The sequence below is a fragment of the Rhodococcus sp. C3V genome (genome assembly GCF_029269915.1).
In the GTDB taxonomy this organism is placed as follows: domain Bacteria; phylum Actinomycetota; class Actinomycetes; order Mycobacteriales; family Mycobacteriaceae; genus Rhodococcus_F; species Rhodococcus_F qingshengii.
Window position 1 is genome coordinate 475,922 of sequence record NZ_JARJBE010000004.1, and the last position, 11,018, is coordinate 486,939.

The 11,018-nt window shown below is 61.5% G+C and carries 9 protein-coding genes; 6 read left to right on the plus strand and 3 right to left on the minus strand.

Annotated elements, in window-relative coordinates:
• Positions 1-2: 2 nt before the first annotated feature.
• Positions 3-911 (minus strand): LysR family transcriptional regulator, encoded by a 909-nt coding sequence (locus P3G66_RS14625; RefSeq protein WP_276116752.1) that lies wholly within the window; start codon positions 909-911, stop codon positions 3-5.
• 71 nt (positions 912-982) lie between these two features.
• On the opposite strand from P3G66_RS14625, the gene P3G66_RS14630 reads away from it, so the two are divergent.
• The 6 genes from P3G66_RS14630 (at position 983) to P3G66_RS14655 (ending at position 7,806) form a co-directional block, all read left to right on the plus strand.
• Positions 983-1,876, plus strand: a complete 894-nt coding sequence (locus tag P3G66_RS14630) for a dihydrodipicolinate synthase family protein (RefSeq protein WP_064444166.1) — start codon at positions 983-985, stop codon at positions 1,874-1,876.
• A 48-nt stretch (positions 1,877-1,924) separates the two neighbouring features.
• The gene (locus tag P3G66_RS14635) at positions 1,925-3,229 is read left to right on the plus strand and encodes an HNH endonuclease signature motif containing protein (protein WP_276116753.1); all 1,305 of its coding nucleotides are present in this window, start codon (positions 1,925-1,927) and stop codon (positions 3,227-3,229) included.
• A gap of 123 nt (positions 3,230-3,352) precedes the next feature.
• Entirely contained in the window at positions 3,353-3,865 is a 513-nt protein-coding gene (locus P3G66_RS14640) for a GNAT family N-acetyltransferase (RefSeq protein WP_007732288.1), read from the plus strand.
• Positions 3,866-3,958: 93 nt separating this feature from the next.
• Positions 3,959-5,950: a glycosyltransferase family 39 protein gene (locus tag P3G66_RS14645; RefSeq protein WP_211921154.1), complete on the plus strand. Its 1,992-nt coding sequence runs from the start codon at positions 3,959-3,961 to the stop codon at positions 5,948-5,950.
• A gap of 34 nt (positions 5,951-5,984) precedes the next feature.
• A complete protein-coding gene (locus P3G66_RS14650) occupies positions 5,985-7,241 on the plus strand; it encodes a hypothetical protein (RefSeq protein ID WP_064444168.1) in 1,257 nt (418 codons plus the stop codon).
• A 61-nt stretch (positions 7,242-7,302) separates the two neighbouring features.
• Positions 7,303-7,806, plus strand: a complete 504-nt coding sequence (locus P3G66_RS14655; protein WP_003942377.1) for a MarR family transcriptional regulator — start codon at positions 7,303-7,305, stop codon at positions 7,804-7,806.
• A gap of 36 nt (positions 7,807-7,842) precedes the next feature.
• Here P3G66_RS14655 and P3G66_RS14660 read toward each other — a convergent pair whose 3' ends face one another.
• Both P3G66_RS14660 and P3G66_RS14665 read right to left on the minus strand, forming a co-directional pair.
• Positions 7,843-8,874: an iron-siderophore ABC transporter substrate-binding protein gene (locus P3G66_RS14660; RefSeq protein WP_007732282.1), complete on the minus strand. Its 1,032-nt coding sequence runs from the start codon at positions 8,872-8,874 to the stop codon at positions 7,843-7,845.
• A gap of 182 nt (positions 8,875-9,056) precedes the next feature.
• A complete protein-coding gene (locus P3G66_RS14665; RefSeq protein ID WP_064444169.1) occupies positions 9,057-10,916 on the minus strand; it encodes a DUF4012 domain-containing protein in 1,860 nt (619 codons plus the stop codon).
• Between the last annotated feature and the right edge of the window lie 102 nt (positions 10,917-11,018).

Here is an 11,018-nt window from a genome sequence, read left to right on the forward strand (position 1 = left end):
CGCTATTGCTCGGCGTCCAGCAGTTGTGGGACGGCCGAGCGAAGCGCGATTGTCACGGTTGCGACCGCCGGGTGAGCGTCGGAGCCCGCTCGGTGTGCAATCTTCGTCCTTCGTCGAATGGGCATCGGCGTCAGGCGCACACCTAGCGGCGGATGGATTGCTCCGAGTTCAGGAACCAGCGAAACACCCTGTCCCGCAGCGACGAGGGCGAGAACGGTGGCGAACTCGTCGATGTGGTGTCGCACTTTCGGGGTGAATCCAGCTGCCTGGCATGCGCGAATAGTCATTGCATGACAAGCAGTTCCGGGAATTGCGGTAATCCAGGGACGTTCTACGCAGTCGGTCAGCGATGCGACAGCGTCGTGGGAATCTGACTCGATGTCACTCGAAGCGAGGTACACGGCTTCGCTGCACAGCGGCAATGTCGTCAGGCCCGGTTCGGTGGGGCGAGGGACGAAGTCGTAGTCGTGAATCAATGCCAAGTCCAGAGTCCCAGCTCGTAGGTCGTCGGCGACGTCCGCCGGGTCGATCTCCGAAACCATCGGTTCCAACCCGGGAAGCTCGCGAGACAGGGCGATCAATGCCGCCGGGAGGATCGCCCGTGCCGCGGTCGGGAACGTTCCGATGCGCAGCGGCCCCGCCAGTCCACGACGTGCGTCGACCAATTCACCTGACGCCTGCTCCAGGCGTTGCAGGATGGCTTCGGCATGACGTGCGAGGTTCTCACCGGCGGGTGTCAGCCGGACGCGACGGCCTGTTCGTTCCAGCAGCGGCACGCCGGCTTCACGTTCGAGGACGGCCAACTGCTGCGACACCGCGGAGGGACTGAACGACAGCGCCTCGGCAACGGCAACGATGGTTCCGCGCAGCGCTAGTTCGCGCAAGAGCTTCAGTCGACGAACATCGAGCATCAGCTCAGCTTACGCTCGACGATAGAAATGCGAACTAGACCTACAAGGTTTGTTCGGTGAGGCTGAGTTCTATGAATGTGACTCGAGTTGACCTGGCCGGAATCCATGTTCCACTGATCACGCCCTTCGAGAGCGACGGTCGTATTGCAACCGATGCACTCGAACAGCTTGCGCACCAGGTCCTCTCCGAGGGTGCGGTCGGACTCGTTGCGCTGGGGACTACAGCGGAAGCCGCAACACTCACCGAGCAGGAGAGAGTGACCGTTCTGGATATCTGTGCGAATGTGTGCCGTGCGAGAGGCGCGACGTTGATCGTCGGCGCGGGCAGTAACGACACGGCGGGCAGTGCGCAGGCGCTCGGGAGGCTGGCTCGGTGGCCTGAGGTCTCGGCGGCCTTGGTGCCGGTTCCCTCCTTCACGAGGCCGTCGAAAGCCGGTGTGGTGGCGCATTTCGCGCATCTGCAGTCGTCGAGCCCAGTGCCGCTGATCGTCTATCACGTGCCGTACCGAACTGCGTGCGATCTGGACAGCGGCACTATGCAGGAGGTGGGTACTTTGCCCGGGGTTGTTGGTGTGAAGTATGCCGCGGGCGGTATCGACGCAGCTGCCGTCGAACTCTTCGCGGATCTTCCAGGCGACTTCGCCGTACTGGCGGGGGATGATCTGTTTCTCGCGCCTCTTCTGGCCTTGGGTGCGGCCGGTGGCATCTTGGCGTCCGCTCATGTGTCGACCGCTGAGTTCGTCCGCTTGGTAAAAGCTTGGGACAGTGGCGATGTGGACGGCGCCCGTGACCTCGGGCGGAGTTTGTCGAAGCTGTCCGGAGCTCTGTTTTCCGAACCGAACCCGACTGTGATCAAGGGCGTATTGCATGCGTTGGGACAGATTCCGACTCCCAATGTGCGACTGCCGTTGCTACCTGCGGGTGACGAATCGGTAGCGCGGGCGCTCGAGGTCTACCACTCTTGACTCGAACGGGTGTTCGAGTATGATTTGGGGAGGGGATCGGGGGATTCAATGAGCGTCTTGTTGTCGGATGTGGTGTCTGGTTCTGCGGTGGGGTTACGCGGACGGTTGTGGCAGTTGTCTGCTGCCGAGTTGCGCGCTGCTGCGGTGTCGGCGAGTGCGGAGATTCTTCGTCTCGAAGCTGTGCGTGTGGCGGTGGTGGACGAGTTGTCGTTGCGCCCGGATGATCAGGTGATTGCGAGCCGCGGGGTGGGTGCGTGGTTGGCGGCTAACACGATGTTGCAGGTTCGGGACGGGAAGAAGATCGCCGCGTTGGGTGCGGCTTTGCGGCCGTTTCCGGGTGTGGCGGCTCGGTTCGATGGCGGGGACTGTTCGTTCGAGCATGCCGTGTTGATCGTGGCGTTCTGTGAATCACCACCTAAAGGCATGCCGGAGGAGGCGCTACCGAAGTGCATCGATTTGTTGTTGGCTGCGGCATCGGGGGTGGAGGCGACGACGACGAAAGTGCGGAACGTGATCGCGACCTTGGAGCGGTTGTTCGAATCGGATGAGATCCCGCCCGCCGAGGATGTCGATCTCAATGAGTTGCGGATCGCCTCGACGCTCAATGGTCGGGTGGTGGTGCGCGGCGATTTCGATGCCCTGACCGGTGAAATGCTGTTGTCGGCGTTGTCGAATCTGACGATGCCGACCCCGGCACCGGATGGGACGCCGGATGCTCGGTCGGCGGCGAAACGCACGGCGGACGGGTTCACCGAACTGATCCGCCGCTATCTGGACTGCGCCAAGACCGGTACCGATGGTGGTCAGCGTCCGCACGTGAACGTGCACATCAACGCTCGGGATCTGGCGGAGCATCGGGACTGCGCCGCAGCACCCTCCACTGCTGATGACGGAATGGCTGTGTCGGATCTTGATGTCGGGCACATGCCCTGGCTCGGACCGCTGTCGGTGTCGCAGACCAGGCTTCTCGGGTGTGATTGTTTCCTGTCGACCGTTCTGCTCGACGGTCACGGGGCACCGCTCGATGCGAAACCCGGGAAACGGTTGGTGACCGCTGAACAGCGAGTGGCGTTGATCGCCCGGGACAAGGGCTGCGCGTTCCCGGGTTGCACATGTGTGCCCGCGTGGACTGATGCGCACCATATTCGGCACTGGGCGAACGGTGGGCCGACGGTGATGAACAACCTGGTCCTGCTGTGCCGTTCACATCACCGGTTGATGCACCGGAAATCCGGGTTCGTCGGGAAGTGGGTGATCCGGATCGGTGTCGACAACAAACCGTGGTTCATCCCGCCGCCCTCGATCGACCCCGGCCAGCACCCGCGACCGGCGAACACCACATTCAAAACCTGACTGAGTGGTGACACCCGTTCAGGCGCACAACTTCACGCCGATAGGCTTCAACTCGGAGATACACCCGGGTTGGGGCCTGGAGGCCGTGTTGTTGTGAACGGCTGCAGATATGGGGGAGGTCATATGGTTGTCGACGTTGTGCAAGCGGTCGAGACCGATGGGCCGGAGATTCTGGCGCTGCGGCACGCGGCAGAAGACTGGTTGGCAGAACGCGGAATCATCCAGTGGCGCCCGCGTGAAGTGTCTGTCGAGCAGGTCGAGCAGCAGATTTCGAGAGGGGAGTTCTTTGTTGCGCGAGACCGGGAGCAGTCGAGGATTGTCGGCGCCCTGCGGTTGATCTGGTCGGACCCTGTGGTCTGGCCCGATTCGAACGAGCGTGCTGGTTACGTGCACGGATTGGTCATCGATCGAGAATTCTCGGGCACCTCGTTGGGCGAACGCTTACTCGTCTGGGCCCATCGACGGTCCGCGCAGGAGAACGCGCAGTACCTGCGGCTCGATTGTGTAGAAACCAACGTGCGGTTGCGCCGCTATTACCGAGACGCGGGTTTCGCCGAGGTAGGGCGTCGTGACTTCGGAGACGATGCCGACAACGGTTGGTTCAGCGTCGTGCTATTCGAGCGCTCCCTGACCTGAGCCATTCACAGCAACTTTCCAGCCGGCTCCCAGTGCCGCCAGGGTTGGAGACGCGATCGTTGGCAGGACAGTAACTCGTGAAGGGACTTCCTGATGACCGCCGTTCTGCATCCGGCCCCGCGTCAGCGGCCGGCACCAACTGCCCATCGCGCGGAGCCCTCGCCGTCGTGGTTCCGCACGCGCAGTACAGGATTGGCGCTGACGATCCTGTTGGCAGCAACGGCAGTCCTGTATTTGTGGAATCTGACCGCGAGTGGCTACGCCAACACCTTCTACGCTGCAGCGGCGCAGGCCGGCTCCCAGAATTGGAAAGCGTGGTTCTTCGGGTCCCTCGATACCTCGAATTTCATCACGGTCGACAAACCGCCCGCTTCATTGTGGGTCATGGGTGTGTCCGGGCGAATCTTCGGATTTTCGAGTGCCAGCCTTCTAGTTCCGCAGGCATTGATGGGCATCGGATCAGTTGCGCTCGTATACGCGGCCGTCAAACGAGTGGCGTCGCCCGCTGCGGGTTTGGTGGCGGGAGCTGTTTTGGCAGCTACGCCCGCTGCCGCCCTGATGTTCAAGTTCGACAATCCTGATGCACTGTTGGTTCTGCTCATGACTCTCGCCGGCTACTTCGTTATTCGCGCCATGTGCACGGCGATAGGTCGTCGAGCCGCTATGTGGGTGGCGCTCGCAGGAGTAGCGCTGGGGTTTGCCTTTCTCACCAAGATGCTGCAAGGGCTGATGGTGTTGCCTGCATTTGGTGCCGCGTATTTGATCGCCGGACAGGTGCGCTTGCGGACTCGCCTGGCCCACCTGGTCATCGGTGCTGCGTCCGTTGTCATATCGGCTGGGTGGTGGGTGTTGGCAGTGTGGCTGTGGCCCGCTGATTCTCGCCCGTACATCGGCGGATCGACCAACAACAGCGTCATGGACTTGGTAATGGGATACAACGGATTGGGTCGACTTTTCGGGAGCACCGGTGGCGGTGGCGGAATGGCCGGTGGCAGTGCGGGTTCGAGCTTCGGGGGGAGTACCGGACTGGAGCGGCTGTTCGGCAGCGAGATGGGTATCCAGATTTCCTGGCTGATACCTGCGGCACTGATCGCAGTGGTGTTCGGACTGCTCGCTCGGGGACGCGCACCGCGCACAGATCTTGTCCGTGCGTCGTTGATCCTTTGGGGTGGTTGGTTTCTCGTTACCGGCCTGATCTTCAGCTATATGTCCGGCACGATCCACCCCTATTACACAGTTGCGCTGGCGCCCGCCGTCGCGGGGATGATCGGGACCGGTGGATACGCTCTGTGGTTGGTCCGTGCCCGTTGGATCGGACGTTGCGGGTTGGCTGCGACGATGCTGGCCGCAGGAATCTGGAGCTGGGTGTTGTTGCACCGCAATGCCGACTGGCTGCCGATGCTGAAGTGGATTCTGTTGGCGGGCACTGTCGTCGGCGCGATTTTGGTTTTAGTGGGAGCCAAGGATCGATTCCGCAAGCTCGCTGTCGCTGGATTGATTCTTGGATCGTTGGCAGGGATAACCGGTTCTGCGTCTTACGCGATTGCCACTGCCGCAACAGCGCACGGCGGATCCATCCCGACGGCCGGACCAACCGGCGCCGTGTCCGACTCCGGAATGGGCGGGGGAGGAGGTATGGGTGGGGGCCCAGAGCTGCAAAACGGTGACGCTCCGCCGAATTCTTCTGACGCGACTGTAAATCCGGCGTCGAACGGGCAAGAACTGAGTAGCGGCAGTGAAAGTACTTCCGAGTTGACGGGAATGCTGGTCAATGCGGGCACCACGTGGTCGGCCGCGACCAACGGCTCGCAAAGCGCAGCAACCTACGAGTTGGCCAGCAATACCGCGGTGATGGCGATCGGCGGTTGGAGTTCCGATCCCGCACCGACATTGGATCAATTCATCCAGTACGTGGCAGACGGAAAAATTCACTACTACATTGCGGGTAGCCAGGGCGGAAGCCAGAGAGAGGGCCAAAGCGGGGACAGCACGTCGAGTGCCATCCAGGAATGGGTCGAAGCCAATTTCGCATCGACGACCGTGGGAAATTCCACGGTTTACGACCTCACTGGGTATGTCGGATAGTGACGTAGTTGTTGCCGTAGGCAATGATCGAGAAATGTCTGGGCGCACCGCACACGAGTCGAACCGTCGCCGCGAGCAATGGACCTGGCGTGACGGGCTGGTGATCGTCTCGATCGTCGCCTTGGGAACTGTTGTCGCGGCGGTGACGAACGAGGACACGGGCACGTCGATTCCCGGCTGCGATTCGGTGGCATCGCCGGGTCCGCCGGTGCGTATCAACTACGGTTTTGCCGGTGAGCCCGGTTATGACGACCCGGACTATCCATGGTTCTCGGGACCGAAGGCCACCGCCATGAGCGACGCACTACTCGAATCGCTGCCTTCCGATGTCGACGTTGTATTTGCGAGTCCATCGAAATCGCTCGAGTTTGCGCCGATCCAGAATTACCGGGGTGCCTCGTTTCCTGACGGGGTCGACCCGATCGAGTTCAGCGGTTCTACGTCGGCGAAGGGAACCTTGACTCGCGTCGGGCGGACTGCGGATATCTCGGTTCAGGTGCGTGCATGGGATCAGCCGGTGCCGCCGTGCTTGGAGGGTCTGGTGGATCGGCGGGAGCATCTCGAAAACGGAACAGTGCTCGACATCGCCGATTTCGAGGACAGAGCCGATTTCGAAGACAAAGACGGTTCGGAAGTCGGGGGCGAGCGCGGAGTCGTCGCGTATCTCGGTGATGGATCCCGGGTTGTTGCCAGCGTCGACACGTCGACCGGAACTTCGTCGGATGCTTCCCCGCTCTTGACGATGGACGAACTGATCGCGTTAGCGACCGCGCCGGGGCTTGCGGTGACTGCGCCGGTTCCAGACTCGACGCCGCCGCCGATGGCATCCTGCTACACCGATTCTGTGAATGCCGGTCCACCTGCGTCGCGCATGGATATCGACCGACTGAATCAGTTGCTCGATGCACGTTGGAAGGATCTCGGCGCGGCAGGCGTCACTTTGGAGCGCCCGCTCGGTTCGTTGGTTCCAGATGATTACGGACAGGGAGGAGTGTGCGAGCGGATCGTCGCCTCGACAGCGGACGGCAGCAGCGATGTCGAAATATCAGTTGGTACCGCTGTGCCGGAACCGGGTGACACACTGACGTTGCCAGGCTCCACCACCGTGACTCGCCTGGTCGATCCCGATGGCTCGGGCGATGACACGGTCCGGGTTGTTCACCCCTCCGGCGAAACAGTAGTGGTGACCCAGTTCGTGACATCGGCTGGCTCCACATCGGCGTCGCCTTTGACAATCGAACAGCTCGAGTTCATCGCAACCACTCCAGGGCTGGTGATTTCGGCTCGGTGACGGTGGTGCTGGCACAATAGTGGCGAATTGTTCGTACCCAGAGACGTCGGAGGCTCAACGAATGGGCGATGCCAGCCCTGCTCGCGGTGACGATTTCTCCACCTGGTTCATCGACCAGTTCTCCGTGTACTGGCAGTCCGGCGGTGGGGCCCGCATCGAAGGACGTATTGCGGGCTATCTGTTGATCAGCGAGTCGCCAGGGGTCAGCGCCGAAGAGTTGGCGCAGGCACTCGGAGCAAGTCGCGGATCGGTGTCCACCTACATTCGTCGGTTGATCGACCGGGGGTTCGTCAAGCTCACGCGCAAGCCTCGGGATCGGACTCACTACTACGTCATGGATTCCGACGTGTGGGGCGGATTCCTCGAAACAGAGCACGTGTATCTCGAGAATCAACGCAAGCTTGCGACCGAGGCCCTGCAGTACGCAAATCCCAACGGTCCCGCGTACATTCGTGTGCTCAACATGCGCGATTACATGGGGTGGATCATCGACAATCGCATGCTGAGCAGTGAGTGGATGCGATTCAAAGCTGAACGCGACGGCAAGAAACCCGCGTCCGAATAGGACGCGGGTTTCTCGATCGCACGATGCTGATCTACATCACTTGTTCAGCTTCGCGATTGCCTCGTCGATCATCGGCACGTAGCGCTCGAGCGACCAGGGCACGGTCAGAGGGTTGATCATCGAGGAACCGGTGACGAAGGGCTGTTCGGTCGGAGCGATGACAGTTCCCCGAGCCACAGCGGGGATTGCCTGGTAAGCGGGCTGCGCTTCGATCTCGGCCCGGTTGGCCGGGTCCGAGTAGAAGGTGAAGAGCAGGTCGGACTTGTCGAGGAGGTTTGCGTTCTCGAGGCCGATGACGGCGGAGTCTGTTCCTTCAGATTCCGTCAAGGTGTAGACGACGGGATCCACCTGCAGGCCAAGTGCGCGGACCATGGCCACACGCTGCTCTTCGGCGAAAAAGACGCCGAGGGTTCCTGGGCCCGTGTTGTAGATGAAGGAGAAGCTGACGTCGGCGTAGTTCGGATGTGCTGCAGTCGATTCCGCGAACTGCGACTTGATCTTGTCGATTTCGGCTGTCGCCTTCTCGGATTCGCCCATGGCTTTGCCGATGACGTTGATCTGGTCTTCCCACGTGATGGTCCAGGGGCTCTCGGCGTAGGCGACGGTCGGCGCGAACGCGTTGAGTGAGTCGAACTGCTGCTGTGTGATGCCGGACCAGGGGGCGAGGATCAGGTCGGGTTCGAGAGCGATGATCGCCTCGATGTTGAGATCGGTTCCGCCGGTGAACTGCTCTGGCAGTTCGCCGCCTTGCTTCGTGACCGCTTCGTGGACCCACGGCAGATACCCGGTGTCGTCGCTGCCCCATGCGTACTTTTCGACGCCGACGGGGATCGTGCCGAGCGCGATTACGGTCTCTGCCGACCCCATGCCGAGAGTCACGATTCGCTCGGGTTTTTCGGTGATGACGGCGTTTCCGAGCGCACTTTCGATGGTGACGGTTTCGAAGTCGCTGCTGCTCGATTCGGTTGCGGTGTCGTTGTTACTGCATCCGCCGATTACCAGGGCGGCAATGACCAATCCACTCAGCGCCACAGTTCGGCGAAGTGAGCGCACACGGGCGTATCGCATGGGGAACCTTCCGTTGTCGATGCGCCGAGGAGTGAGACTCCGACGGATCGCAGCCGACGGCCGGTTCCAGGCGCGTCAGGAAGCATAGGCTAGCCTTTGGCAAAGTTTCAAATCTGCTGAAAGTTCACGAGCCCGACAAACGGCGACATGCCAGGGGCCTCGTCGACGTTTGCCGGTCAAGCTCAGCAGCTAGGAACGTCGACGGTAATCTTCGGGTCGTCGACAAGCGGCTGGACCGGTACGCGAGCTTCGCCCTCGGCTGTGGGCTCGGTCAGATCGAACTTCAGCTCAACCGTCTGGCCTTGCGGAATGACGGCCCTGGTCATGTAGGCCGGGTGACCCTGTTCAGTTCCGTTGACGGCAAACGAAATCTGTCCACCCACGGAGACGGCATCGAGTTTGGCGCCGGCTGTCGCAAGCAGAGTGACTGCAGCCACATTGGTGCCATTGGGCAGTCGTCCGGGGTTGTCGACGATCCCGCTGACATATTCGGTCAGGTCGGCGTCGGGCGCGTTGTTGGTCAGTCGAACGGTGACCGTTGTCTTTCTGGTGTCGCCGGTGCACGTCTGGGCTGTGTAGTCGATTTCTCGTGTGAGGTAGTAGTCGAGCTTGTTGCCGGCTTGGTTGTTGATCACCACACCGGCATACGGAGCCGCATCATCGGGAATGGTGTGCCCGAGGACGGTGTCGGCAAGAACCGATTGTTCGTCGGGGTGAGAGCTCCACACGGCGATTCTGCCCTCGCTGACGCCCTTGCCCAGAGCTTCCAGCAGTGCGCTCGGCGACTTGATGTTCCCGGTCATCTTCTCCACGACACGAGCTGCGATTGTCTGCAGATACTGCTTTCGTGCCTTGTTGTCGGAAGGGAAGCGAGCGTACGCAGTCGACTCGGTCAGTTCCACGACGTTGTCGGCGGTGACCGACTCTCCGTCGGGCATCTTGATCGGTCCTACCGCTTCGAGGATGTAACTCAGGGCGATCGGATCGGTCGCTATCGCACCGTCGACCATCTCACCCCCGGACTCCTGTGACCACAGGGACTGCCAGATCTGCGCTGCGTAGGGAAAGTGCGAGCTGAGGTTGCTGTTGCGAGAATCGGTGGTCGGTCGACTGTTTCCGTACAGCTGGTTGAAGTCAGGACCAAGGTCTATCGGTTGATTGTCCAGTGTTAGTTCGGAGTTGGGGGAGAGTGTGTCCACCCGAGCGGCGCCGTTGTCGACTCGGACGATGCCGTATCCACCCAACAGGCCGCCGGTTCCTCGCGCTTCCGCATTGGTCTGGAAACCGATGAAGTAGTTGCGCGGTCCGTCGGTGCCGAGCATCGCCGGTGCGATGCGCGCCGCGGTGGCGGTGTTCGTCAGGAGGGTAGCCAGTTCGCTTGTCTGCGACTGTAATTCTGCTCTGGCATCGTTAACTCGGCCCAGGTACTTCGATTCGGGAACTTCCTGTGCCTGCGACGACAGCAATTCCGCGGCGATAGCTGTTTCGGCCAGTTTCGGTTCCGCTTCGCGTAACGGTGCGAGTGCCAAGCGCCCACCGGGCTGCACCAATTCCGTTGGTGCGAGTGAAGTTCCGGTAGTCACGGCAGGGCCGAGAACGTCACGCGTAAGCCCCTGAACGACCTCGGTCATCTGGCGCGTCGACTCGAACGGCGACCCGATGACGGGAATTGCGGCGGTGATGTTCCAGGGGAGTGAATGGGTGTTGTCGTATGCGGCCGATGCTTCGCGATCGGCTTCCGCCGCGGCAGACTCTGCGACTCCCGTATCTCCGGCCAGGAGAGCGCTCTTCGCCGACTGTGCGTGGTCGCGAGCCGCCTCCAGGTTGTCTTTCGCTTCGTATGCCGTGTACCCGAGCCATGCCACGAAACCGCCCACTACCAGCGTCGTTGCGGTGATCGCGACTGCCGTTCTACGGCTTCGGAGAAAAGCGGCCGCCCCCTTGGTTTCGCGCTCCGGGCCCCTCGGTGGGATGGTGTTGGAGCCGCTCGGTTCAGCCCCGGAATCGTCGTCGGACTTTGGTCCCACCGTGTCGTTGTTCATCCGCTGAAGCTCCTGACGTTTGAGTGCGTGAAAGCTGCGTCGACATGTCTAGCAGTGTTGGCCCAGTGGTGAAAACTTAGACGAGACAGTAGGGTTCGGTTC